Source organism: Pseudocolwellia sp. AS88, from assembly GCF_030551755.1.
Taxonomy (GTDB): Bacteria; Pseudomonadota; Gammaproteobacteria; order Enterobacterales; family Alteromonadaceae; genus Pseudocolwellia.
This window is the reverse complement of record NZ_JAUPEC010000006.1, coordinates 14,313-40,522: the sequence shown is the minus strand read 5'-3', so window position 1 is coordinate 40,522 and position 26,210 is coordinate 14,313. Positions and strand designations below refer to the sequence as shown.

Annotated in this window: 23 protein-coding genes and 5 tRNA genes; 16 read left to right on the top strand and 12 right to left on the bottom strand. The window is 35.8% G+C overall.

The features are described from left to right. Positions 1-41: 41 nt before the first annotated feature. From Q5N69_RS06080 to Q5N69_RS06050, 7 genes are all read left to right on the top strand, one after another. On the top strand, positions 42-992 hold the full coding sequence (locus tag Q5N69_RS06080; RefSeq protein WP_304368090.1) for a ribose-phosphate pyrophosphokinase: 951 nt from the start codon (positions 42-44) through the stop codon (positions 990-992). Between the two features lie 351 nt (positions 993-1,343). Next, on the top strand, positions 1,344-1,967 hold the full coding sequence (locus Q5N69_RS06075; RefSeq protein ID WP_304367966.1) for a 50S ribosomal protein L25/general stress protein Ctc: 624 nt from the start codon (positions 1,344-1,346) through the stop codon (positions 1,965-1,967). A gap of 23 nt (positions 1,968-1,990) precedes the next feature. Next, entirely contained in the window at positions 1,991-2,575 is a 585-nt protein-coding gene (gene pth, locus Q5N69_RS06070) for an aminoacyl-tRNA hydrolase (RefSeq protein WP_304367965.1), read from the top strand. Positions 2,576-2,656: 81 nt separating this feature from the next. Next, on the top strand, positions 2,657-3,748 hold the full coding sequence (ychF, locus tag Q5N69_RS06065) for a redox-regulated ATPase YchF (RefSeq protein WP_304367964.1): 1,092 nt from the start codon (positions 2,657-2,659) through the stop codon (positions 3,746-3,748). Positions 3,749-3,913: 165 nt separating this feature from the next. After that, positions 3,914-4,387 (top strand): DUF2947 domain-containing protein, encoded by a 474-nt coding sequence (locus tag Q5N69_RS06060; protein WP_304367963.1) that lies wholly within the window; start codon positions 3,914-3,916, stop codon positions 4,385-4,387. Positions 4,388-4,405: 18 nt separating this feature from the next. Further along, positions 4,406-5,383, top strand: coding sequence for a 23S rRNA (adenine(1618)-N(6))-methyltransferase RlmF (gene rlmF, locus Q5N69_RS06055; RefSeq protein WP_304368089.1), 978 nt, complete (start codon positions 4,406-4,408; stop codon positions 5,381-5,383). Between the two features lie 24 nt (positions 5,384-5,407). Next, the gene (locus Q5N69_RS06050; RefSeq protein ID WP_304367962.1) at positions 5,408-5,848 is read left to right on the top strand and encodes a hypothetical protein; all 441 of its coding nucleotides are present in this window, start codon (positions 5,408-5,410) and stop codon (positions 5,846-5,848) included. 91 nt (positions 5,849-5,939) lie between these two features. Here Q5N69_RS06050 and Q5N69_RS06045 read toward each other — a convergent pair whose 3' ends face one another. Next, positions 5,940-6,983, bottom strand: a complete 1,044-nt coding sequence (locus Q5N69_RS06045; RefSeq protein WP_304367961.1) for an AI-2E family transporter — start codon at positions 6,981-6,983, stop codon at positions 5,940-5,942. Between the two features lie 456 nt (positions 6,984-7,439). Here Q5N69_RS06045 and Q5N69_RS06040 point away from each other — a divergent pair, with 456 nt between their 5' ends. Continuing rightward, on the top strand, positions 7,440-9,320 hold the full coding sequence (locus Q5N69_RS06040; protein WP_304367960.1) for a TonB-dependent siderophore receptor: 1,881 nt from the start codon (positions 7,440-7,442) through the stop codon (positions 9,318-9,320). Positions 9,321-9,481: 161 nt separating this feature from the next. On the opposite strand, the gene Q5N69_RS06035 is transcribed toward Q5N69_RS06040, so the two are convergent. Continuing rightward, positions 9,482-12,010 (bottom strand): ABC transporter permease, encoded by a 2,529-nt coding sequence (locus Q5N69_RS06035; RefSeq protein WP_304367959.1) that lies wholly within the window; start codon positions 12,008-12,010, stop codon positions 9,482-9,484. Next, positions 11,998-12,798, bottom strand: a complete 801-nt coding sequence (locus Q5N69_RS06030) for an ABC transporter ATP-binding protein (RefSeq protein ID WP_304367958.1) — start codon at positions 12,796-12,798, stop codon at positions 11,998-12,000. The genes Q5N69_RS06035 and Q5N69_RS06030 overlap by 13 nt, the downstream gene beginning before the upstream one ends. Here Q5N69_RS06030 and Q5N69_RS06025 point away from each other — a divergent pair. Next, entirely contained in the window at positions 12,797-13,414 is a 618-nt protein-coding gene (locus Q5N69_RS06025; RefSeq protein ID WP_304367957.1) for an arylesterase, read from the top strand. The two genes, Q5N69_RS06030 and Q5N69_RS06025, sit on opposite strands and share 2 nt — an antisense overlap. Positions 13,415-13,865: 451 nt before the next feature. On the opposite strand, the gene Q5N69_RS06020 is transcribed toward Q5N69_RS06025, so the two are convergent. From Q5N69_RS06020 to Q5N69_RS06000, 5 genes are all read right to left on the bottom strand, one after another. Continuing rightward, a tRNA-Glu gene (locus Q5N69_RS06020) sits at positions 13,866-13,941 on the bottom strand. A gap of 89 nt (positions 13,942-14,030) precedes the next feature. Beyond that, a tRNA-Glu gene (locus Q5N69_RS06015) sits at positions 14,031-14,106 on the bottom strand. Positions 14,107-14,246: 140 nt separating this feature from the next. After that, positions 14,247-14,322 (bottom strand) — tRNA-Glu (locus Q5N69_RS06010). Between the two features lie 123 nt (positions 14,323-14,445). Beyond that, a tRNA-Glu gene (locus Q5N69_RS06005) sits at positions 14,446-14,521 on the bottom strand. Between the two features lie 122 nt (positions 14,522-14,643). Next, a tRNA-Ala gene (locus tag Q5N69_RS06000) sits at positions 14,644-14,719 on the bottom strand. 378 nt (positions 14,720-15,097) lie between these two features. On the opposite strand from Q5N69_RS06000, the gene yvcK reads away from it, so the two are divergent. From yvcK to yfbR, 3 genes are all read left to right on the top strand, one after another. Beyond that, positions 15,098-15,991 (top strand): uridine diphosphate-N-acetylglucosamine-binding protein YvcK, encoded by an 894-nt coding sequence (gene yvcK / locus Q5N69_RS05995; protein ID WP_304367956.1) that lies wholly within the window; start codon positions 15,098-15,100, stop codon positions 15,989-15,991. A 398-nt stretch (positions 15,992-16,389) separates the two neighbouring features. After that, positions 16,390-17,607, top strand: coding sequence for a pyridoxal phosphate-dependent aminotransferase (locus tag Q5N69_RS05990; RefSeq protein WP_304367955.1), 1,218 nt, complete (start codon positions 16,390-16,392; stop codon positions 17,605-17,607). Between the two features lie 7 nt (positions 17,608-17,614). Then, positions 17,615-18,211: a 5'-deoxynucleotidase gene (yfbR, locus tag Q5N69_RS05985; protein WP_304367954.1), complete on the top strand. Its 597-nt coding sequence runs from the start codon at positions 17,615-17,617 to the stop codon at positions 18,209-18,211. Between the two features lie 26 nt (positions 18,212-18,237). On the opposite strand, the gene Q5N69_RS05980 is transcribed toward yfbR, so the two are convergent. Next, positions 18,238-18,735: a hypothetical protein gene (locus Q5N69_RS05980; protein ID WP_304367953.1), complete on the bottom strand. Its 498-nt coding sequence runs from the start codon at positions 18,733-18,735 to the stop codon at positions 18,238-18,240. A 548-nt stretch (positions 18,736-19,283) separates the two neighbouring features. Between Q5N69_RS05980 and Q5N69_RS05975 the strand changes: the two genes are divergently transcribed. The 4 genes from Q5N69_RS05975 (at position 19,284) to rlmA (ending at position 23,333) form a co-directional block, all read left to right on the top strand. Then, positions 19,284-21,014, top strand: a complete 1,731-nt coding sequence (locus Q5N69_RS05975; protein ID WP_304367952.1) for an acetolactate synthase 3 large subunit — start codon at positions 19,284-19,286, stop codon at positions 21,012-21,014. Continuing rightward, positions 21,014-21,511, top strand: a complete 498-nt coding sequence (ilvN, locus tag Q5N69_RS05970; RefSeq protein ID WP_304367951.1) for an acetolactate synthase small subunit — start codon at positions 21,014-21,016, stop codon at positions 21,509-21,511. Before Q5N69_RS05975 ends, ilvN begins: the two co-directional genes overlap by 1 nt. Before the next feature lie 181 nt (positions 21,512-21,692). Then, positions 21,693-22,499: an exodeoxyribonuclease III gene (xthA, locus tag Q5N69_RS05965; protein WP_304367950.1), complete on the top strand. Its 807-nt coding sequence runs from the start codon at positions 21,693-21,695 to the stop codon at positions 22,497-22,499. Positions 22,500-22,511: 12 nt separating this feature from the next. Further along, a complete protein-coding gene (gene rlmA, locus Q5N69_RS05960) occupies positions 22,512-23,333 on the top strand; it encodes a 23S rRNA (guanine(745)-N(1))-methyltransferase (protein WP_304367949.1) in 822 nt (273 codons plus the stop codon). 34 nt (positions 23,334-23,367) lie between these two features. Here rlmA and Q5N69_RS05955 read toward each other — a convergent pair whose 3' ends face one another. The 3 genes from Q5N69_RS05955 to gnd all read right to left on the bottom strand — a co-directional run bounded on the left by Q5N69_RS05955 (position 23,368) and on the right by gnd (position 26,109). Continuing rightward, positions 23,368-23,874, bottom strand: a complete 507-nt coding sequence (locus tag Q5N69_RS05955) for a YdcF family protein (protein WP_304367948.1) — start codon at positions 23,872-23,874, stop codon at positions 23,368-23,370. A gap of 144 nt (positions 23,875-24,018) precedes the next feature. Beyond that, positions 24,019-24,447: a terminus macrodomain insulation protein YfbV gene (gene yfbV, locus Q5N69_RS05950; RefSeq protein ID WP_304367947.1), complete on the bottom strand. Its 429-nt coding sequence runs from the start codon at positions 24,445-24,447 to the stop codon at positions 24,019-24,021. Positions 24,448-24,642: 195 nt separating this feature from the next. After that, entirely contained in the window at positions 24,643-26,109 is a 1,467-nt protein-coding gene (gene gnd / locus Q5N69_RS05945; protein WP_304367946.1) for a decarboxylating NADP(+)-dependent phosphogluconate dehydrogenase, read from the bottom strand. Positions 26,110-26,210 lie beyond the last annotated feature (101 nt).

Here is a 26,210-nt window from a genome sequence, read left to right as displayed (position 1 = left end):
GCGTTGTAATTTTAATGTCAAAAGTTTCTGAGGAACACTCTGTGCCTGACATGAAGATATTTGCGGGTAACGCCACCCCTGAACTGGCCAAACAAATAGCTAACCGCCTTTACATTACTCTTGGCGAAGCGAAAATTGGAAGTTTTAGTGATGGTGAGATTAGTGTTGAAATAACTGAAAATGTTCGTGGTGCGGATGTATTCATAATTCAATCAACTTGTGCTCCAACTAACGATAACCTAATGGAACTTATCGTTATGATTGACGCATTACGTAGAGCTTCTGCGGGTCGTATAACTGCGGTTATACCTTACTTTGGATATGCTCGCCAAGATAGACGTGTACGCAGTGCTCGTGTACCAATTACAGCGAAAGTTGTTGCTGACTTCCTTTCAAGTGTTGGTGTTGACCGTGTATTAACGGTAGACCTTCATGCCGAACAAATTCAAGGTTTCTTCGATGTACCAGTAGATAACGTATTCGGTACGCCTATCTTATTGGAAGATATGAAAAACCGTGAATTAGACAATCCTATTGTTGTATCTCCAGATATTGGTGGTGTAGTAAGAGCTCGTGCTGTTGCTAAACTATTAAATGATGCAGATTTAGCTATTATCGACAAACGTCGTCCAAAAGCTAACATTGCTCAAGTTATGCATATTATTGGTGATGTTGCTGGTCGTGACTGTATTATTGTTGACGACATGATTGATACTGGCGGAACATTAGCTAAAGCAGCTGAAGCATTAAAAGAACATGGTGCTAAACGTGTTATTGCTTATGCTACTCACCCAGTTTTATCGGGTAACGCTGTTGAGAATCTTAAAAATTCAATGTTAGATGAACTGGTTGTAACTGACTCAATTCCTCTTACTGATGAAATTAAAGCTATTGGTATTGTTCGCCAACTTACATTAAGCGGTATGCTTTCAGAAGCTATTCGTCGTGTTTGTAATGAAGAATCAATATCAGCGATGTTTGATGATAAGTAAGTTATCAAATCAAATATGAATTTAAAAAGCGCGTTAAGCGCTTTTTTTAGCTCTGGGTTTTAATAATACTCAGTTCAGCAATGTATTTTTACATTGCTACAAGTTCAAGTATTAACTTTATTAATTACTATATTCAAAACCAATAAACAGATGAATTAATACTGTTATTGACAAAGTACACCATAAAGGCACTTTTTCTTCTATATAAGCTTGGCTTTGCCCTATTCAAAATGTTACTATTGCGCGCCTTTTTTAGGTGATGAACACTCATCATTTATATATAAAAGGAATATCGTTATTTTTGGTCGCAAAAAATAACACCTAATTAACTTATTTTATAAAGAGTATAATATGACTGATTTATTAACTTTAGATGCTGAAGTACGTACAGACCTAGGGAAAGGTGCGAGCCGCCGCCTACGTCACGCGAACAAAGTTCCAGCAATTCTATACGGTGAAGGTAAAGATCCAATTTCTTTAACTTTAGAGCACAAAAACGTTTTTCGTGCACAACAAGAAGAAGCATTCTACACGCAAGTTATTACATTAAACATTGCTGGCAAGCCAGTTGAGTGTTTAATTAAAGACATGCAACGTCACCCGTTCAAGCAAGTTGTAATGCACTTAGATTTCTTACGCATTGACGCAACTCACGCTGTTCAAACTAACGCACCTATTCACTTCATAAACGAAGAAGCTGCAGTTAAGAAAGGTGGTGTAATTTCTCATCTTGTAAACGAAATCGCTGTAACTTGTTTACCAGCTGACTTACCTGAGTTCATCGAAGTTGATCTTAGTACGTTAGAAGTTGGTGACACTTTACATTTATCAGATATCGTTCTTCCTAAAGGCGTTACTTCTGATGAGCTTGCTAAAGGTGAAAGCCATGACCAAGCTGTTGCTTCATTAAATGCACCTAAAGGTTCATCTGATGAAGATGAAGAAGCTGCATCTGAAGAAGCCGCTGCTGAATAATAATTCTTAGGACTTATCCTTAGATGACTATTCAGTTAGTAGTGGGCCTGGGAAATCCAGGCCCCGAATATACTAAAACCCGCCATAATGCCGGTGTATGGTTTGTAGAAGAACTTGCATCTCGTTACAACATATCTTTAAGACCTGAAAAAAAATACTTTGGCCTTTATGGTAAAGGTTATATAGGTGAACAACTTGTTCATTTACTTATTCCCACGACTTTCATGAATCGAAGTGGTCAGGCAGTTGCACCCCTTGCTAATTTTTATCGTATCCCCGTAGAAGATATTCTTGTAGCACACGATGAATTAGACATGGAACCTGGTGTTTGTAAAATTAAGAAAGGCGGAGGCCATGGCGGCCATAATGGCTTACGAGATATAATTGCTCGTATGGCTAATAATAAAGAATTCTACCGTTTACGCCTCGGCATTGGCCATCCAGGCCATAGAGATCGCGTAACAGGACATGTGCTTGGCAAAGCGCCAGCGAACGAGCAAAGCTTAATTGACCAATGTGTTGACGAAGCAAGTCGTTGCTTTGAAATATGGCAAAAAGACGATCTGAAAAAAGCTCAAAATCGTTTACATTCTTTCAAAGCACTATAATAAATTTATTTTCTATAACGGTAAATAATCAGTTATAGAATAAACATAAAACAGCATTCAAACTTTAATAGGAATAATCTCATGGGATTCAAATGTGGTATCGTTGGTTTACCAAACGTTGGGAAATCTACCCTTTTTAATGCTTTAACCAAAGCTGGTATCGAAGCAGCGAACTTCCCTTTTTGTACCATAGAGCCAAACACGGGTGTTGTTCCTGTACCTGATCCTCGTTTAGATGCACTTTCTGCGATAGTTAAACCAGAGCGTGTATTAGCAACTACAATGGAATTTGTTGATATTGCCGGTTTAGTTGCAGGGGCATCAAAAGGTGAAGGTTTAGGTAATAAATTCTTAGCTAACATCCGTGAAACAGATGCTATTGGACATGTAGTTCGTTGTTTTGATAACGACAATATTATTCATGTTGCCAATAAGATCAGCCCTCTTGATGATATTGAAGTAATTAATACTGAGTTAGCTTTATCTGATATGGATACAGCCGAACGTGCAATTTTCCGTTTAGCTAAAAAAGCTAAAGGCGGAGATTCTGACGCTAAGTTTGAAATGCCTATATTAGAAAAAATATTAAAGCATGTAGAAGAAGGTAATATGGTGCGTTCTTTAGATTTATCTAAAGAAGAAAAGGCAGCTGTTGACTACCTTAACTTTTTAACCATTAAACCTACAATGTACATTGCAAATGTTAATGATGATGGTTTTGAAAATAATCCATATCTAGATCAAGTACAAAAGATAGCTGACAACGAAGGCGCTATTGTAGTTGCCGTTTGTGCAGAAATTGAAAGCGAATTATCTGAAATGGATGATGAAGACCGTGTTGAATTTATGGCAGATCTTGGTTTAGAAGAACCTGGACTTAATCGTGTTATCAATGCAGGTTATTCTTTACTTAACTTACAAACCTACTTTACTGCTGGTGTAAAAGAAGTAAGAGCATGGACCGTTAAGCAAAATGCTACAGCTCCTCAAGCTGCTGGTGTTATACATACCGATTTTGAAAAAGGATTTATTCGTGCTGAAGTTATCGCGTACGACGACTTTATTGAATTTAACGGTGAATCTGGCGCTAAAGAAGCAGGTAAATGGCGTTTAGAAGGTAAAGAATACAAAGTTAAAGATGGTGACGTGGTTCACTTCAGATTTAACGTTTAATTGTAATTACAAATATTAAGTCATTACATATTAAAAAGAAAACCAGCTAATTGCTGGTTTTTTTATACCTATTTTTCAAATCAGACTTTCATTAACAGTTTACTCTAATGTCTGTATAATACTAAGCTGATTAATTGCTCGGTACCCACTTAAAAATAAAACCTTATGAACTATATCCCTCTTGAAGAATTAAAAAATGCTTGGATTTTTAAACATAAAAGTTTACCCCTTGCCCCTGCCGACTTAAATAAAATTAAACCTATGCAAGTCACCCGAGCAAATACCTTATGGGATACTTTTATTAGCAAACAAGTTGATCATCCCGACTTTTTCAAAAAAGGTGATTGGGCATTTAACCAAGCAAACTGGATTGATACAGCAAATTGGGAACGTGATTGGGATAGTGATAGAACAGAATTACCTGAGCTCATTCTAGAACATATTACATGGGATAATAATACTGTTGTTTATTTTTGCAGTGCCCGAAATAATGTTATTGAAACAACTTGGGCAACCTTCAAGCGTTGTTGGAAAAACTTTTTGTTTATGGATGACGGTACAATTTTAATTGGTAAGAAAAGAAAAGAAACCGTGCAATTTTTATCAAATGGTACCTTCAAAACTGGCTCTAAAGGGTAGAACTTTATCAATAATTCAATAGATAACGCTACTAAACCAACGGTCTCTAAAAATAAACTGCACCCAAGAAATAAGCATAAAAACAATTATGACTTTGCTGAGTTATGTTCTCATACGCCTGAATTAAAGCCGTATGTTTTTACCAATCAATATAATAATGAAACCATTGATTTTTCAAATGATGAAGCAGTGTTATTGCTCAACAAAAGCTTATTGATTGCCAATTATGGACTTTCATTTTGGGATATCCCCAAGGGAAGTTTATGTCCACCTATTCCAGGTAGGGCTGACTACATTCATTACTTAGCCGATTTATTAAAAGAAACAAATCACAATAAAATCCCCCATAATAAAGCCATCAAGGTTTTAGATATAGGCACTGGGGCAAATTGTATTTATCCTATTATCGGCGCTTCTCAATACCAGTGGGAATTTGTTGGTACCGATGTTAATGCTCTTTCAATCACATCGGCACAAAATATTGTTCAACATAATAATTCTTTGATGAACAAAGTAGAAATAAGAAAACAGCTATCTAAACATTCAATATTTAATGGTGTCATTAAAGAAAACGAAAAGTACGATTTAACCTTATGCAACCCACCTTTCCATGCTTCAGAAGCAGAAGCTACAAAAGGTTCGCAACGTAAATGGAATAATCTGAACCAAAATAAAGCTAATGAGTCTAGTGACAATAGTCAATTAAACTTTGGTGGCACCAGCAATGAATTATGGTGTGAAGGGGGAGAAGTTAGCTTTATCCATAAAATGATCAAAGAAAGTCGCCTTTTTTCATCTCAAGTTTTATGGTTTACTTGTTTAGTCTCAAAAAAAGATCACCTTCGCCCACTTCAGTTAGCACTTAAAAAAGCAAACTGTAACCAAGTTAAAGTAATAAAAATGGAACAAGGTAATAAAATAAGCAGATTTATTGCATGGAGCTTTCTATCTAGTGATGAAATGAATCAGTGGTTAGAAGAAAGATTTAATAAATAACAAAATAGTCATTAAGTGAAAACAATGTCATATACAGAACAAGAGATTAGAATTGCAGCAACGCCTTTAATAGAGTTGTTTGGTGAGTTATTGGTTTGGCGCTGGGAAGAAGAAAAACATGTTTTATTAGCCGAATTTGCAAGCGGTAAAACTGAGCAAGTTGTCGCTATATTAAATAAATACTATGCTGATGAATGGAACAGAAAGTCTATCAAATATGCACCTAATTCCATTATTCTAGAATTAGGTAATTACGCAAAACTTGTAAAAGATCAACGCGCTTTTACAAACTCTCCATCGGAGAATGAAAAAAGTGTTGTTTCACTTTTATGGCCTTGGGGTCATGGTTCTACCCTCTCGTTACGTTTAACATTATTAGAAACACCTTATGAATATATTGAAGCTCCACAAAGTGAAAACTTAATGAGCAAAGTATTTGGGAAGGTAAAAAGTGTATTCGCTTAAAGCTTAAATCAATAAAATTTAAGAGATTGTAGCTGAACACCACAGCAGGCTAATAAGTATTAGCCTGCTCTCTTTTTGTTAACTTAAGGTCTTATGTTTCGTTAGCTAATAAAATAGAAAACCAACGCCCTTCTTCAGAATTTTCTAATGCTATTTTGATGATCATTGTTAACGGAACTGATAACAACATTCCTACCGTACCAAAAAGCCATCCCCAAAAAATTAGCGATAAAAATACCACGAGAGTTGATAAACCTAAGCCTTTTCCTAAATATTTAGGCTCTATAACATTACCCATTATCATATTAATCGTTACGTAACCTAAGCCAATCGCACCTGCTGGCCCTAATCCTAACTGTAACGCAGCTAGAGACACGGCTGGTACTGCAGCAATCATTGACCCTATATTGGGAATATAGTTTAAAAGAAACGCTAACACACCCCACAGCAGATAAAACTCAAGTCCAAATAACCAAAGCATTAAAGATACACAAACACCAGTAGCAATACTTACCAAGGTTTTAATCGCGAGGTAATTATTCACTGAAGATAAAAAACGATCAATTTGGTTCATTTTCATATCAGGATCATCTAGCGCATGATGAATTTTTCGTGGCAATGAAGGAGCTTCAAACAACATAAAGATGACAGTAATAATGATTAATAACAGATTAGCCATTACTCCACCTAAACCACTTAATAAACTTGCAGCAAATCCCATAGCAGCACTAGGGTCCAAATACTCAATAAGAACATCTGAAGAAATATGAATATTAAACTCAGCAAGTCTTGAGGTTAACCAAACAAACTGTTCTTTCAATTGCGCTTTGTACTGAGGTAATAATTCTGATAATTCTTGCGCTGATTGCCCAACAAGTCCACCAAGCAGCAAAACCAACATCAAAATAGTCGCTATAATGGCAACAATAGCGATAGGTTTAGGTATTTTATATTTGGCAGCTTTAACAATGAGAGGATTACAGATAATCGCGATAAAGATAGATAATAAAAAAGGTACGACAATATTTGCCGCTATTTTTAAACCTGCTAACACAACAAATAGAGAAGCAGTAACAAGTAAGGCTTTTACAACACCTTGAGAGTTCATTTTTGCAGTCTTTTCTAATAAGCTCATGAGAAGCCTTGTTTTATTCTTAAACAATAATGGATAAGAGTATACCCTTCAGACCTCAATATGCATACTTTACAAAGGATAATTATGATTAATCCACCACTTAATATTTATTATTTCTGAATTTCTAGTTGTGGCAATATAGACACTAAGGTCTATTAGTGTATGTTGATGTTACACAAGTCAGTGTCTGGGAATTAAAGTTAATCCTTCCAACAGCCAATAATCCACTATAAATTTCAAACAAGTACAGATTCTTTAGTTCATTCAAAAAGAATCGGCTTATTACAGACAAAATCTTGTTAATACATAAATTATATTGGAACTAATAACTCGTGTTTTTTATTAATAGAATAATGTTTATCAATGCTCGCACTGATTTAACCGGTTTTAAACCCAATAAAACATTCCCCTTATAGATCTATAGACTCAAGTATAAAATGGAACCCTAAATTACCCATGAAAAATAAATTATCACCTTTATTCTTAGCTTGTTTAGCTTTTTATTCATCTCATTCTGCTTTTGCTCAAGATATTGAAAATATTACAGTTGAAGGAACTCATATTGAAAATAGCGTATTAATGGGAGCCATTCCCTCTATCACTATCAACAAAGAGACCATAGATGCACTCGCAACCAATAGCATCGCCGATGTGTTACGTGGTGAAGCAGGCATAGATATTAGCCAACAAGGCGGTGCTGGTGGCTTAACCTTTTTATCTATTCGTGGTGGCGATCCAAATTTTGTCGTGATATTAATTGATGGCGTTAAAGTGAATGACCCAACGAATAGCCGTGGTGGCGCATTTGATTTAGCGAGTATAGACCCTGCTTTAGTCGAGAGTATTCAAGTATTCTATGGCGGCTTTTCAAGTGTATATGGTACGGATGCCCTCTCTGGTATTGTTAGCATTAAAACCAAAGGCTTCCAACCAGGAGAAATAGGTCAAGCAAGTTTAACGGTTAGTGCAGATCAAAGTATTGGTGCTAGTGTGAAACTCGCAATTCCCGTGTTAGATGTAGCTGAATTAAGTGTTAGTGCATCGGTACAAGATGGTGACGATAATACGTTTAGTGACGAGTTTAAGCGTAAACAGTTGATTACCTCAATCCAATCGTACGCCAACTCAGATACTCAATGGCAAATTGGTGGGTTTTATAGCCAAGGCAAAAGTGCAAGCTTCCCTGAAGATAGCGGTGGTGATCGTTTATCTGTGATCCGTACGCCTGAAACAAGGGAGTTTACTCAAAACAGCCTAAAAGCAGATATCCAACAAAAAATAGATAACAAATTTAATGTTAATTTCTCAGCTGCTTGGGCTCAACGAGAAGAAGACATAAGTAATCCAGGTATCGCAACGGGAGTTTTAGACGGCGTACCAGCTATCGATAGTAACAGTAACTACGATCGCTTTGATGTGAGCGCTGTTGGTCACTATACAGCGTCAGATATTGTTGATTTAGCACTAGGTATTGCATGGTCTGATGAAGAAGGAGAAATGCAAAGTATTATCGACTTTGGTGCTCCTGTACCTGCAGATTATGCCCTAGATCGTCAAACGCGAGCCGTATTTGCTGAAGCAGCTGTTAACCCCAACGATCAACTTAATATACTGCTGGGTGCACGACATGATAAAACCGATAAGTTACAAGCGAATACTCATAAAATCATTGTTAGTTATCAGCTGAATCCAGCTGTTTCTTTATCAGCTCATGTAAGTAAAGGTTTTAAGCTACCAAGCTTTTTTGCTTTAGCGCATCCATTTGTGGGTAACAGCGAGCTAAAACCGGAAGAAAGTGAAAACATTGAAGTCAATTTGCAAAGTAAAGTATTTACCGACGGAGAACTTCGTTTAAGTGCTTATCAAAATACCTATTCAAACCTTGTAGATTTTGATCCTATTGCGTTTATAAATGTTAACCGTTCAAAAGTAAGAGCTAAGGGCTTAGAAGCACAGCTAAAGCTTCCTTTATCTGAAAAAATCAATCTGGCTACACAGGTAACACATACTAAAATAGATACATTTGAACAAGATGTAACTCTTCGAAGACGACCAGAGTGGAAAGGCAGTATTACACTAACTTACCGCCCTATCGAGACGTTTAGTTTAACAAGTAGATTTGTGGTGAATGAAGGTTATTATGATAGTTCTATCCCTACAGGTATGATTGAACTGGAAGGTTTTAACCAATTAGATGTATCGGCTCGTTGGGCTGTAAATGATAAAACAAGTGTCCGAATAAATATGCAAAATACTTTTGATAGTGACCATGAAGAAGGTGTAGGTTTTGAAAACCCAGGTCGTCAAGCTAGTTTGAATATTTCAAGAAAGTTTTAGTTTAGGTTTTTCTCAGCTTTAGAGCTTATTCAATTTTAGAGCTTAGGCTTGAACAGCTCTGTTAATAATAATCTTATAGAAATATAAAACATATATAACACACATATAATTAAACTAATAAAACAGCTTTTATATAAAATAAAAGCTGTTTTATTTTTCATTTACATTGTGCGTCTTATCAAGGTAACACTCGATAAATTCAATAAACGCCAACAACTTAGCATACCAATAATACCAACAAAAGCAGCACCAGCAGTTATACCAATTAACCAAAACTCGAAATGTAAACTAAAGTCCATATCAAACACTTGTGTTTGTAAAAAGAACACTGCAATTTCCATTGCTATACTTGCCATTAATCCTGCAATAGCACCTAAAGCAACAAACTCAAATAAAACACTATTACGTAATAATGAGCCTTTAGCACCCAATGTTCTTAATATTGCAAGTTCTCGCTCTCTTTCTTCCATACTCGCTTGTACTTGAGCAACCAACACTAAACTACCCGCAAGTACAACCAGCACAAGAATAAGCTCAATCGCAATCGACATTTGATCAATCATGTTGGTTAACTGCTTCATGATGGCATCAATATCAATAATCGAAATACTTGGATACTGAGACAAAAAGTCGAACATCAAAGGTTTAGTTTCTTCGGCTACTCGCCAAGCTGAGATTGACGTGCTGTCTATTTCACTAAAAGTCGACTTGTTAAATATCATATAAAAATTAAGTTGCCTACTTTGCCAATTAACATCGCGAATACTGGTTACAGGTACTGTAAATTCATCAGAACCAATAGTGAAAGTGAGTTGGTCACCCAGTTCAATTGCTAATCTTTCAGCAATATCTTCTTCAACAGAAACTTGCGGTGTTTCATCTCCGATATCCCACCACTGACCTTTAACGACTTCTGTTAGTGGCGATAACTCTTCCTGCCAAGTTAGGCTTAACTCTCTGCCAACACCTCTACGCCCTTCAGTTGCTTCTTCATCAGCTTTATCTGACTTTTTATCTACTTTAACGGTAGCCTCACCATTAATGGCTGATAGTCTGCCTCTAAATACTTGGAAAAAACCTTGCGTTTGAATGTCATTTTCTGCAGCGAAGTCCGCTATTTTAGGTACTTCTTCATTCGTTATATTTATTAAATAATGATTGGGTGTACCTTCAGGCATTTGTTGCTGCCACTCAGATAAAATAGAGCTTTTCATTACAGTGATAAGTAACAGTAATTGAATAGCTAGAGTAAAACTAACTAGTTGAACGCTGTTCTCGTTGGCTCTTCGCTTCAAATTAGCAAAAGCTAAATGCATAGATTTACCCGCTTTGGTTCCAGCGGTTCTTCCTAACCCCATTAAAAACTTACCAACAAATAGCAGAATAATAGAAACGACTATGCCACCAAACAGTAAAGATGCACTCATCACTAAATCATTACTAAAAATATAAAGTAATAAAAATAGAGCCAACAATGGAATGGTTTGATAAACGTTCAATTTACTTGATGATTTTTCTTCAAAGCCTTTAATTACAGCAATTGGTGATGTTGCTATTAACTTAGAGATAGGATGAATAGCAAAAGCAACAGCACAAATTAAACCTGTAACTACAGCAATAGTAAACGGACGTAATGTCAGCGAACTTGAAGTTAGCGATAAATACTTTTCTATGCCCATAGCTCCAAGTTGCAATAAGCCATAACCGACAAGTAACCCCGTTAAAATACTAATAACGCTTAATAACGACCAATGTAATACATACACTTTTTGAATATGTTTATTGGTTGCGCCTAGCGCTTTAAAAACAGCAACGGTTGGCTTATGTCGTTGTCCGTAACGACGACTGGCAACAGCAACAGCAATAGCGGCTAAAACAATACCCAACATACTAGCTAACGATAAGAATTTTTCGGCTGTATCTAAGGTTCTGCCAATTCGACTTTGGCTCGACTTAACATCAACCCAGTCTTGAGATTCATTTAACTTAGGTTTTACCCACTCACCAAATTCGATTAAATCATCATTATCACCCGCAAATAAGTATTTATAAAATACTCTACTGCCTGGTTGAATTAATTCTGTTTTATCTAAATCAGCAATATTCATTATGATGGTAGGATTAGAGAACACACTAGCGAAAGATCTATCAGGAATATTAACGATAACCCCAGCGATAGTGAATGAAGCCACACCAATATCAACTTGTTCACCGATGGCAGTATCCATGCGCCCTAAAACCCCTTGGTCTACCCAAACCTCGCCAACAGCAGGAGATTTAACTGCAATAGGATTTTGTAAATCACTTGATTTTGATATTAATAAATCGCCTCTTAAGGGATATTCACTTGTAACAATATCAAGGTCAGTTAATAGCATGTTGTCGCTTGAAAACACCATAGACTTTAACTGAACTTTTTGAGCAAAATCGAAGCCGTAGCGTTCAGTTTCAGCTTTAATTTCTTCAGGGATAAGTGTACTTGTTCTTAAAACACGGTCAGCCGCTAAAGTATTAACGCTATTAGTGGTTAATGCTTGTTTAACTTGATCAGAGAACCCGGTTAAAGAAAAAACAGTAGCAACAGCAAGTACAATCGCTAAAAATACGATAGTAAGTTCACCTTTGCGTAACTCGTGGTGCAATAATCGTATAGATTGTTTAAACCAAGTTGAGCTTGTTAATTTGGACATGTTTGCCCCTCTCCTAGCTCAACGTCTTTATTGTCTGCTTTCTTTTCATTTTCACTGTTAATCGTACTTTCAACATTCTGTTGTGTTTGCGTCTGTGTTTCGTCAATAACTTCAGATAAAACGCCACTGTCCATTCTTACTTGTCGATTACATCGAGCGGCAAGTTTAGGATCATGAGTGACTAAAACTAAGGTGGTTCCTAGTCGAGTATTTAAATCAAAAAGCAAATCTGCAATATATTTACCTGTTTTTGTATCTAAGTTACCCGTAGGTTCATCGGCAAATAAAATATCAGGCTGAGAAATAAAAGCTCTGGCGATAGCAACACGTTGTTGTTCGCCACCAGATAGTTGAGAAGGAAAATGATCTAATCTGCCAGATAAGCCGACTTGATCGAGTAGTTTCATACCTTTCTCTTTCGCGTTATCAATATTGGCTAACTCAGCAGGTAACATAACGTTTTCTAGAGCCGTTAAACTATTAATAAGTAAAAACTGCTGAAAAATAAAACCAACGTGTTCAGCACGTACTTGGCTGCGTTGTTCTTCATTAAACTGGTGTAATGGTTGGTTTTTAATATAAACTTCACCCGAGGTTGGTACATCTAACCCCGCGAGAATGGATAATAACGTTGTTTTTCCTGAGCCAGAAGAGCCAACAATCGCTAATGTTTCTCCTGCATTAACTTGTAAATTTACAGGTTGTAATAATGATAGTGATTTACCTTCTAGCTGAACAGACTTAGTTAAACCATTGACTTTTAATATAGATTCGGAATTTACCTTCATGAAAAAACATCCAATATTTACGTTAGTATTTTTATGTTATCTGCTAAGTGTTACAACAGCCTCTGCTAAAGATTCTATTTTACTCTTAGGTGATAGTGTTAGTGCAAGTTATGGTATGCAACAAAATGAAGGATGGGTACACCTCCTCAATCAGCAACTCACAGAACAAAATGCCCCTTACGAAATAGTAAATGCTAGCATCAGTGGAGAAACAACAACAGGCGGTCTATCTAGGCTAGAGAGCATATTAAACAAAAATAAAGTTGATCATTTACTCATAGAGCTTGGTGGAAATGATGGCTTAAGAGGCTTTCCACCTAAACTTATTAAAAATAATTTGTTACAAATGATCGACATAGCGAAAAGTAAAAACATTCCTGTATCGATGTTTTCAATAAAAATTCCACCAAATTATGGCCCTAGATATACAAAAATGTTTGAAGAAGTGTTCTCAACAGTAGCAAATGAAAAGTCTATTAAGCTAATCCCTTTCTTTGTAGAATTTGTTGCGGTTAAACCTGACCTAATGCAAGCCGACGGTATTCACCCTAATGCTAAAGCTCAACCAATTATTGCAGATATAGTAAGAGAAGATTTAAGAAAGCTATTAGAATAGAAAGCAATGATAAGTTGCTCAATTAAACTTACGTTTATGTTATTGAGCAACTTATCATAAAAAGCTAGTCTCCAAACTAATGCCATTTCATAAATTAATTTAAAAGAACTCGCTAAGAGTAAATCACTTCAAACCATTTTGCCCTTAACTATTAATTTTAATTAAGTTTATCCCCTCCCCCCTATTTACAAAAATATTTTATATAGAAAAAGTCAAAGAGAACTCAGGATATTTTATAGGAGTAATTTAAAATGCAGTTAAAGAGCTAACTTTATTGATAACCTTTTAATGGTTTAAACTGGCTGATTGGATTTGAATAAATAATTTGAGTACTTAATTTAAATGATACAAACTAAAAAACGTGTAAATCATCAAATTTTAGGCATAAAAAAACCGACAAAAGTCGGTTTGTTTATTTCACTTTTACACTTAATATGCAAAGCAGAATAAGTGGCATCCCTAAGGGGATTCGAACCCCTGTTACCGCCGTGAAAGGGCGGTGTCCTAGGCCTCTAGACGATAGGGACACTAAAACTTGTTAACTAATTAAAAATTAAATCAAGTAGTTACTATCTATTACTCTACACATACAAGAAAACTTGTATTAATTTAATGGTGGCATCCCTAAGGGGATTCGAACCCCTGTTACCGCCGTGAAAGGGCGGTGTCCTAGGCCTCTAGACGATAGGGACACAATATAAACATATAAAACAACCTAACAATATTATTATTTACATTAGCTCTAGCCTAGTGAGCTAAACAACAATATTAGTTCTTTAATACTTTGTGTCTAAAATAACCATTAAACTTGTATTGTAACTATAAAAATGAGTGGCATCCCTAAGGGGATTCGAACCCCTGTTACCGCCGTGAAAGGGCGGTGTCCTAGGCCTCTAGACGATAGGGACACAATAACTTAAAACGCTTAACGTAAATATACTTGTAAAGAAACTCTAGCCTAGTGAGTTGCAAAATATATTACACATTTAAAGTGAGTGTCAAAAAACACATACTCATTTCTTTTAAAAAGTTGGCATCCCTAAGGGGATTCGAACCCCTGTTACCGCCGTGAAAGGGCGGTGTCCTAGGCCTCTAGACGATAGGGACACTAAAACTTGGTAATAAAGTAAATATTCCTACTTTATTATTTCAGTGCTATGAATAAATTCATAAGACACTAACTTTTTATTTTTACTATTTCGTTAAACTTCAACAAAACAATTAAATCTTGGTGGAGCTATGCGGGATCGAACCGCAGACCTCTTCGCTGCCAGCGAAGCGCTCTCCCAGCTGAGCTATAGCCCCGCTTTTGTAAAACTATAAAGTGGCCTAATACCTTATAACTTTACGCATCAAACAAGAACGTTAAGGACTTGTTGAAAGCGAGGCGCATTCTAAGCAGCGACCCCGATAGTGTCAACACTTTTTTAATAAAAAAAGCGTATTTTTATGACTATTTGCTTTAAGCGTTCACTTAACAAACAACTTGCTTAAATTTTGAATATAAAGAGAATTGTAATGGTTAATTATCACTCTCTTCGAAAATACATTATAGACTGAATTGTGATTAACGACCTAAAATTGAACGATAAAGCTTATATAGCTTGCCCTACAACTTATTCTCCTTTCTTTTTTATATAATTACAGGTAATCTTTTTGTACTTATTTTTATAGAAATATTCTATGTCGTTAAAAAATCTTAATGTTGTTGCTATTGGTGGAGGTCACGGTCTAGGTCGCGTACTTTCAACTTTTTCTTTCTTAGGTAATCAATTAACAGGAATTGTTGCCACTACAGATAATGGTGGTTCTACAGGCCGTTTAAGAAAACGCAGCAGCTCTATTGCATGGGGAGACTTGCGCAATTGTTTAACTCAATTAGTAGATAAAGATTCTATAGGTAGTCAATTATTTGATTTTAGGTTTAATGGTGCTGATGAATTAGGTGGTCATAACCTTGGAAATCTAATTTTGTATTCTCTTGGTCAAATTCACACTAGCCCTATTGAGTCGATTAAATTAGTAAGACGAATACTTCGTGTAAAAACAGCCGTATTGCCTATGTCTGAAACACCAACAGACTTAATGGCATTTTACCCTGAAGGTAGATGCCGTGTTGGCGAACTTTCAGTTGATGAAATGCCGATTATGCCAAAGAACTTAATGTTAGCACCTTTAGTTAAAACTTTACCTGCTTGTATTGAAGCTATAGAGAATGCAGATTTAATTATTTTAGGTCCTGGCAGCTTTTTAACAAGCATCATCCCTCCTCTACTGGTTAGAGACATTTCTAATGCATTAAGAGATCGTAAAGGTCATTGCATGTTTATTGAAAACATTGTTGCAGAGAAAAGCCCTTCAGCAAGTTTAACATTAGATGAAAAGCTTGATTGGATAGAAGAAAACTTAGGTTGTTTACCTATAGATAGTGTTATTTGCCAAGATAAGTCAGTAACCTCTGATAAAGTCAGTGTGTGTTATCACGATTTACAAAGTGATGAAATAAAACATTATCACGATAAAGATAAGCTTATTAAGGCTATTGAAGACTGCGCTAAACAAAACAACATTTTTTAAGTTGTTTTTCATCCCTCCCCTTCCAAGTTATTCGAAAGCTAAGTTTTATTTTTCTAACGAGATTACTTAATCTCAACTCGAGATCATGGATTTAATAACTTACGTTTACTTAGTTATAAATAATAATTATCAATAAACCATTTCTCTATTAAATTCATTTCAAATCGAATAAATCTTCCTCATGGAAAATTAATATCTTCTAATAACATTAAATACATAAGTACTTATTTAATGTTATAAAACTAATCTGAATTTTTACTGTACAAACGCCTATAATAATTAGATTATCTAAGGGTCTGTTAAACTTTAGATATTATTTTTTCAGCCAAGAATATCAAAAATAATTTTTTTGAATCTCACTTATTAATTACATCAAATTTTCGAGAAGAATCGCATTAATGAAAAAAATCAATAAATCATCAAAGCTAAAAAATGTCTGTTACGAAATACGCGGACAAATAGCGGCAGAAGCTCGTCGATTAGAAGACGACGGCCATAAAATTCTCAAACTAAATATTGGTAACCCTGCCCCATTTGGTTTCGAAGCCCCTGATGATATTTTGAAAGATGTAATTCGTAACCTACCAACAGCCCAAGGTTATAGTGATTCAAAAGGTATTTACTCAGCACGTGTTGCTGTTATGCAATATTTCCAACAAAACAATATTAAAGACGTTAATGTTGATGATATTTATATTGGTAATGGTGTAAGTGAGCTCATTGTTATGTCAATGCAGGCCTTGCTTAACAATGAAGATGAAGTGTTAATTCCGGCACCTGATTATCCTTTATGGACAGCAGCAGTAGCATTATCAGGTGGTGTTCCTGTTCATTATAAATGTGATGAAGAAAACCAATGGTTTCCAAACATCGCTGACATGGAAAGTAAAATTAATGACAACACACGCGCCATTGTATTAATAAATCCAAACAACCCTACAGGCGCTGTTTACTCAAAAGAAGTATTACTCGATATTTTAGAGCTTGCTAGAAAGCATAGTTTAATTGTTTTCAGTGATGAAATTTACGATAAGATTTTATATGACGATGCTGTTCATATCCCTACAGCGAGCTTAGCTCAAGATGTATTAACTATTACAATGGGTGGTTTATCTAAAAATTACCGTATTGCAGGATTCAGAGCTGGCTGGATGGTGATCACAGGACCTAAGCTCCACGCAGAAGATTATTTAGAAGGGTTAAATATACTCTCTTCAATGCGCCTGTGCGCCAATGTTCCTTGCCAACATGCGATTCAAACAGCTTTAGGCGGCTATCAAAGTATTAATGAGTTGATTAAAGATGATGGACGTTTTATCAAACAACGTAATCTAGCTCACAAATTGATTAACGAGATTGATGGTTTATCATGTAATCCTGCAATGGGTGCTCTTTATTTATTTGTTAAGGTTGACGCTGAAAAGTTCAATATTACAAATGATGAGAAAATGATACTAGATCTACTTAAGCAAGAAAAAATACTACTGGTTCATGGTAGTGCTTTTAATATTACAGAAAAAAATTACTTTAGATTAGTTTTCCTTCCTCATACTGATGAGCTAACTCAAGCCATGGCTAAGTTGAAGAACTTCTTTAGTACTTACCGCCAACTATAGGAAAATCATGCAAAGTACGTTTTTAGCTTGGATGTTCAGAATGCCTCTCATCAAACGATGGGCTTTAATGTTTTGTGTAAAACCTGAAAACGTTGCTGAGCATTCTCACCAAGTGGCTATTGTTGCTCATTTATTAGCTGTCATTAAAAATAAAAAATTTAATGGCAGTGTGAATGCAGACCGAGTAGCAACGGTTGCCTTATATCATGAAGCTAGCGAGACTCGTTACGGTGATATTGTTAGCCCAACCAAATATGCTAACCCTGAAATCGCCCGTGAATTTAAAAAGATAGAATACCTTGCTGAGCAAGAATGTTTAGCGTCTTTACCTGAAGAGTTTCAAGATATTTTTGCTGATCTGATTGTGCAAGACAATGTTGAAGCAGAATATAAAAGCATAGTGAAAGCCGCTGACATTCTGGTGGCTTATATAAAAGCGATTGATGAATTAAACCATCAAAATCATGAATTTGATCACGTTGAAGAACGCTTGGGTAAAAAGATAGAACAGCTACAGCAAGACATGCCAGAAGTTAAATATTTTATGGATATGTTTTTACAAGCTTGTTCTGCAACTGTAGATAAGCTTTCCACACAAAAATAAATAACTTCTTCCAGTTATATCTCTATCTACTTTTTAAGTAGCGCAAACATGTAGGTATACGCATATAAAGTAGTAAAAAGAATACTTGGTGCAACCGTTAACAATAAATTAGGTGTTTGATTAATAATATTCACTAACAATACCAAACTGGATTGCACCGCAATAGGAACAATAGGTGCAAACAAAGTCCCTGCTAATTTTTTATCTTCCAAATACGACGCTGACAATGTGATCGCATTATTAAAGCTTTGTCGAATCGCAATATTTTGCGGTGTTTTAGAATGAAACATACATAAAATAGGTGTAACAAAAGCTAACGAAACACAACTAGTTCGGTACTTATTAACCACTTTTTCTAAAATAAAAGTAAAAAACAAAGTTACAAAGCCACTGTATAAACCTTGAACCAAAGCAGCCTGAAGCGTTACTGACTCAGGAATATCATCTGCACTATTTGCCCAATACGCCCAACCAAAATAAAAAACAAATGACACAACGCCAGATAATATAAGTCGAATATTCAATTCAATTCCTCAATATTTTTTGTAATAAGTAACATACATGCAAAATAAACAATAATACTCATGTCTAATATTATTATAAGACCGCCCACTCAATGCTTTCATTCATATGATTACAAAATAAAAAACCTTAATCCTTCATTCATCATGATACAGAATAAGCAAATACTAAAGGCTAGAGTTAGTTGAAGTATAACGCCTTAATAATTTATAAACTCTAACGCTATTGGTGAAATTTCTTTACAAGCACTTAAAATAATAATTAACTATTGACACTTTAGTACAAACCCTTTAAAAATACAGTCACAGTTTATTCAAATAAAATGCGTTGACAATAAATAACGCAAAACAGAAAATTCATTTATGTTATTAAAAAAATCACACAATGTTGTCCTCGAAGTCGTTATGGTTGTCAGACCATCGCGAGGCTTTTTAGTGTAAAAAATATAATGAATAAACCACACTATTATTAAACCCTCGCTCTTACTTAGACCGAGGGTTTTTTATTATTTATAACTTTTCAAATGTAAAACCAGACAAAGGGCAATAATATGACAACAGAGCTATATACAGGTGCTGAAATGGTAGTTAAAGCACTATCCGCACTTGATGTTAAATATGTATTTGGATATCCCGGTGGTTCAGTACTCGATATTTACGATGCTATCTTCCAGCAAGATGATTTTGAACATATCCTAGTACGCCACGAACAAGCAGCAACTCATATGGCAGACGGTTACACACGCGCAACAGGTGAAGTAGGAGTTGTACTTGCAACATCAGGCCCGGGCGCTACAAACTGTGTTACAGGTATTGCTACAGCTTATATGGATTCTATTCCTATGGTTGTTTTGGCTGGTCAAGTTGCAACGACACTTATTGGTGATGACGCTTTCCAAGAAACCGATATTATTGGTTGTTCGCGCCCTATCGTTAAACATAGCTTTAACTGTCGTAAAATTGAAGACATCCCTAATATTATCGCTAAAGCTTTTTATATAGCTAATTCAGGTCGTCCTGGCCCTGTTGTTGTTGAATTACCAAAAGACCTATTAATCCCAGAGAAAAAAGCCAAATTCTCAATCAATATCAATGTTGATATGCGCTCTTATAACCCAACAGTTACAGGGCACCCTAAACAAATTAAAAAAGCAGCGAAGTTAATTTCAGAAGCTAAAAAGCTTGTTGTTTATTCTGGCGGTGGAATTGTTATCGCCAATGCTTCAGAACTACTTACCGAATTAGTTGAAACTTTAAAAGCCCCTATTACAAATACCTTAATGGGTTTAGGTGGCATTTCAGGCACACATGAAAACTTTATTGGTATGTTAGGCATGCACGGAAGTTTAGAAGCGAATAAAACCATGGCAAATGCCGATGTGATTTTAGCGCTAGGTGCTCGATTTGATGATCGCGTAACAAACAATGTTAAAAAGTTCTGCCCGAATGCAAAAATCATCCATGTTGATATCGATCCTACATCTATATCTAAAACAATAAATGCTCATGTACCTATTGTTGGTTTAGTGGATATTGTTATTCAACAATTACTTGATGAATTAAAAGAAACCAATTACCAACCTAATGAAGACGCTTTAAAAGCATGGTGGGCACAAATAAACGAATGGCGTGCCGCTAAAAGCTTTAGTTATGTACCTGAAGAAAAAGGCGCAAAAATCAAACCCCAACATGTGGTTGAATCTATGTACCGCATAACTAATGGTGAAGCTTACGTATGTTCAGACGTTGGTCAGCATCAAATGTTTGCTGCGCAATATTATCCGTTTGCCAAACCACGACAATGGATCAACTCAGGTGGCTTAGGTACTATGGGCTTTGGTTTACCTGCAGCTATGGGGGTTAAATTAGCCTTTCCAGATAAGCATGTGATCTGTATTACCGGCGATGGTTCAATTCAAATGAACATCCAAGAGCTTTCAACCTGTTTGCAATATAACTTACCTGTAGTCATTGTTACTTTAAACAACCGTTCACTCGGTATGGTAAGACAGTGGCAAGACATGATTTATGGTGGTCGACATTCTTCATCTTACATGGAATCACTACCTAATTTTATTAAAATAGCAGAAGCATATGGTCATATAGGTATCGAGATTAATGAATTAAGTGAACTAGATTCAAAACTTGAAGAAGCCTTCGCTATTAAAAATCGCTTAGTATTTGTTGATGTATTAGTTGACGAACTCGAGCATGTTTACCCAATGCAAATTAAAACAGGTGCAATAGATGAAATGTGGCTGAAAAAAGGAGTTAAAGCATAATGCGTCGTATCCTAGCAATATTATTAGAAAACGAACCAGGTTCATTATCACGAATTGTTGGTCTTTTTTCACAACGCGCTTTCAACATTGAAAGCTTAACCGTTGCTCCAACTGAAGACGATTCACTATCACGTATTACTATAGCAACACGTGGCGACGACAGAGTGCTGGAGCAAATACTTAAGCAAGTAAATAAACTTATTGATGTAATAAGGGTGACTGACTTAACGGATCGTGAACATGTTGAGCGTGAACTTATATTAATAAAAGTATTAGCCATGAACGATAAGTCGCGTACTGAAGTTAAACGTATTACTGATATTTTTAGAGGTTCAATTATAGATATCGGTAAGCAAATTTATACTATTCAGTTAACGGGTAATGCGGATAAGATTAATGCTTTCATTGAAACACTAGGTAACGAAACTGAAATCATAGAATCTGTTCGTTCAGGCTGTGTAGGTATCGCCCGTGGGGAGAAAGCGTTAAGAGTATAAGTTTTAACGTAAATGAAAATTTTAAGTCACATGTTACTAAAATCAATAATAAGTAATATGTGGCTTTTTTAATTACTGTTTATATTTTAGATTAAATAAATAATAAAAAGATCAAATTAATATTCACATCACTTTACCAGTTCTGTTAGCATTATCGGCAAGTTAACTATGGGTAAAATTCATGAAAATCATCTCTTTTAATATCAATGGCCTTCGCGCACGTTTACATCAATTACAAGCTATTATCGACAAGCATCAACCTGACATTATCGGTTTACAAGAAATTAAAGTTCATGATGAAGCTTTTCCGTTAGCCGATGTAGAAGCCATGGGATATTCAGTCTATTTTCATGGTCAAAAAGCCCATTACGGCGTTGCTATGTTATGTAAAAAACCCGCAGATAGCGTGCAAAAAGGTTTTCCTACTGATGACGAAGAAGCACAAAAAAGAATGATCATGGTGACTACCACCAATGAAAAAGGTGAGAAAGTAACTGTACTAAATGGTTACTTCCCACAAGGCGACAACATTTCGCACGAAACTAAATACCCGTACAAACGTCAATTTTATAAAGATTTAATGACTTACCTAAATGAACATCACACGCCTGATGAAAATGTTGTAGTGATGGGCGATATTAATATATCACCTACCGATTTAGATATTGGTATAGGCGCATCAAATCAAAAACGTTGGTTACAAACAGGTAAGTGCAGCTTCCAACCAGAAGAGCGTGAATGGCTTAAAACATTAATGGATTGGGGCTTTAAAGACACCTTTAGAGAATTACATCCTACGCGTGAAGAAAGATACTCGTGGTTTGATTACCGCTCAAAAGGTTTTCCTGATAACCGAGGTTTACGCATCGATGTTGTTTTGGCAACCCCAGAGCTAGCTAAAACTTGTGTTGAATCAGACATAGATTACGAATTACGTGGTATAGAAAAACCGTCTGATCATGCGCCTATTTGGTCGACATTTGAGTAGTTATCAATAAACATGACCAATAATAAAGCCACAGCTGATTACCTTTGCCCTTTATGTAATGATAACTTATTACTAACGGGCAAAACTTATCGATGCAGCAACAACCATTGTTTTGATGAAGCGAAAGAAGGTTATGTAAATCTTTTACCTGTTCAGCATAAACATTCTAAATCGCCCGGCGACAACACTGAGATGGTAAATGCACGTAGAGCATTTTTAGATAATGGGTATTATCAGCCGTTAATCGATAAATTAATGTCGTTATATCAGCAATATGCTGAAAATACCCTGCACGTGTTTGATGCTGGCTGTGGTGAAGGTTTTTATACTCATCAATATAAAAGCGAAAACAATCAAGTTTACGGTATCGATATTTCTAAATCGGCAGTAAAAATTGCGGCTAAGCGTTATAAAGATTGTAATTTCAGTGTAGGAACCTTATCTCACTTACCTTTTGCTGATAATTCGATTGGTTGGATAAACTCGATTTACGCGCCTATTTTAGAAAATGAATTTAGTCGAGTATTACAACATGAAGGCTATTTGCTTACGGTAACGCCAGCAGAAAAACATTTAATAGAATTAAAATCGTTGATATACATTGATGCTAAAGAACACGATACGTCAAAAGATCCGATTGAACATCTAGCCTTAATTAGCGAAGAAAAATTAAATTACACCATGGATTTCGATAATTCTGACGACATTATTAACTTACTTTCTATGACACCGTTTGCATTCAAAGCCTCAACTGAAGTTATTGAAGAACTTAAAAGCAAACAGAGCTTTTCTTGCCAAGCAGATTTTCAAATTAGGTTATACCAAAAGATCTAATCTGTAGATTCTACATGTTAAGTCGTAAACTATTTTAACAACAATACCTATCACGTTTAATTGCCTGTTTTTCATGCTCTATTAAACGTGTTAGTTCTTGTTGTGACACCGACTCACCAATACATGTTATCGCTTCAGCGTATGTGAACTTAATATTAGGTATAACATGTTCAAATACTAACTTCGCACGTTCCATATGAAAATCAGACGTCACTAACACTACATGATGAATTAAGTCTTTTTCTAGTATAGGCTTGGACAAAAGCGCATCTTCCAAAGTATAAGTACTTAACGCCACATCTATAAATACTGAATTGGACACACCTTTATTCCTGAGATAATTTTTAAGATGCTGTCCATGTGAAATTTGCGTTGTATTGAAACTTTTGCCAAATCCACCTGTACATAATATTTTAACGTTACGTGTTTTCTTCATAAAAGACAAAGCAGTCAAAGCCGTTTCACACCTTAACGTTGCAATAGCCGACAGTTGACCTAGTTCATCATTAATGTGGCCTAAAATGACGATTGCAACGCTCATATGTCCCCCACCACTCCTCTAGCTATTAAGCATTATGGTATATCAGATTTAAGAAATAGACTGGAAAACATGTTATAAAAACAAAAAAGCCCATAACAGGTTATAGGCTCATTCAATAAATTCAAATAACTGATTACTCACTCATTACTTTATTGCCATACTGCTGTAAGTAATATTTAATAGCTGAGCTAAGTCGATATAACGAGGTTTGTTCACCGAAAGTTTAATATCTCCGCCATTTTGATTAATTTTAGCGACACCTTCTTTGTACCAAGACGCTAAAGCTGGAGGTAGGTATTTATCTGCTTTTACGCCAGAAACCACCAAAGCCTGTACCGGCATACTTAAAATAAACAACCCATACACTAAAGCCTGCGGTAATAGCTCATAACCACCGAAATACAATTGCATAATAAAAACAAAAACCGCCATTGCAGGTAAATATTTACATGCAAAACGCGTTGTTTGAACGGTGCGGTAATCTTTAAAGTATTGGGCGAGTTCAATACGCTCAGGCCAAAGGCTGATGTATTTACGGCCAAGCTTAATTATGTCTAAAAGGTTTAATTCCATGGGTAAAATACTCTAAGTACTATAAAGTGAATATAGCATAAAACTTTCTTTATCGAATGTAATTTAAGTCTTAAATTGTAAAAGAACATGAAATACAGCCAAAGTAAAATGACTCAGAACATAAATTTTAGGCACAAAAAAGCTGAGATAAACTCAGCTTTTATTTGAACCTTTTTCAACGTCTAACGTTATTAACTATACGTCGTAAGTTGTTGAAGAAGTGTCACCACCTCTACCTGTCCAGTTTGTGTGGAAAAACTCACCGCGTGGCTTATCAGTACGTTCATAAGTATGAGCACCAAAGTAATCACGTTGTGCTTGTAATAAGTTCGCTGGAGAATTCGCTGTACGGTAACCGTCAAAGTAGCTAAGTGCTGAAGATAAACAAGGAACTGAAATACCTTGCATAGCAGCAGTACCTACAACTTCACGCCAGCCTTGCTGTGCATTACTAACAACACCGTTGAAGTAATCATCAAGCAATAAGTTTGATAAGTTTTCGTTTTTATCAAATGCTGTTTTGATGTTGTCTAAGAATACTGAACGGATAATACAACCACCACGCCACATTAGCGCGATAGCGCCACAATCTAATTCCCATTTGTATTCTTTAGCAGCTTCACGCATTACTGCGTAACCTTGAGCATAAGAAACAATTTTAGAAGCTAACAATGCTTGTTTTAAGCTTTCAATAAATGCCGCTTTGTCACCATTAAATACTGGCGTTGGACCAGAAATTACTGAAGACGCTTGAACACGTTCTTCTTTAATGGCTGATAAACAACGAGCAAATACAGCTTCACCAATAAGTGTTAATGGAACACCTAAATGTAACGCAGTAACGCCTGTCCATTTACCTGTACCTTTTTGGCCAGCGGTATCAAGAATACTTTCAACTAAGGCTTTACCGTCTTCTTTATACGCTAAAATATCAGCCGTAATTTCTACTAAGTAGCTGCTTAATTCTGTTTTATTCCAATCAGCAAACACGGCTTGCATTTCATCAGCAGACATACCAAGTAAGTCACGCATTAAAATGTAAGCTTCACAAATAAGTTGCATATCACCGTATTCGATACCGTTATGAACCATTTTCACAAAATGGCCTGCACCGTCATCACCAACCCAATCACAACATGGAACAGTTAAGTCACCATTTTCGTCTGCAACTTTAGCTGAAATACCTTGGAAGATAGGCTTAACATGTTCCCATGCTTCTTTGGCACCACCAGGCATAATTGATGGACCTAATAAAGCACCTTCTTCACCACCTGAAACACCCGTTCCGATGTAAAGAAGACCTTTTTCACGTAAGTAATGTGTACGACGATTTGAATCTTCATATTGGCTATTACCACCATCAATGATGATGTCGCCTTCGTCTAAAAGAGGAACAAGTGTTTCAATAAAATCATCAACTGGTTGGCCAGATTTCACCATAAGCATAACTTTACGAGGAGTTTCTAAAGAAGCCACCAAGCTTTCAACTGAATCAGCACCGCGAATACTTTTATCTTTAGCACGACCATTAATAAAGTTTTCTACTTTACTATATGAACGGTTAAATGCTGTTACTGTAAATCCTTTGCTTGCCATATTAAGGATTAAGTTTTCGCCCATAACGGCTAAGCCAACAACACCTATATCTGATTTTGATTTCATGTTTTCTCCAGAGAAATAATTTTATCGATTTTATTGCATTTCTTACATCAACATATACAGCGAAAAAATATAATTTGACGTAAATGGAATAACTTTCGCAT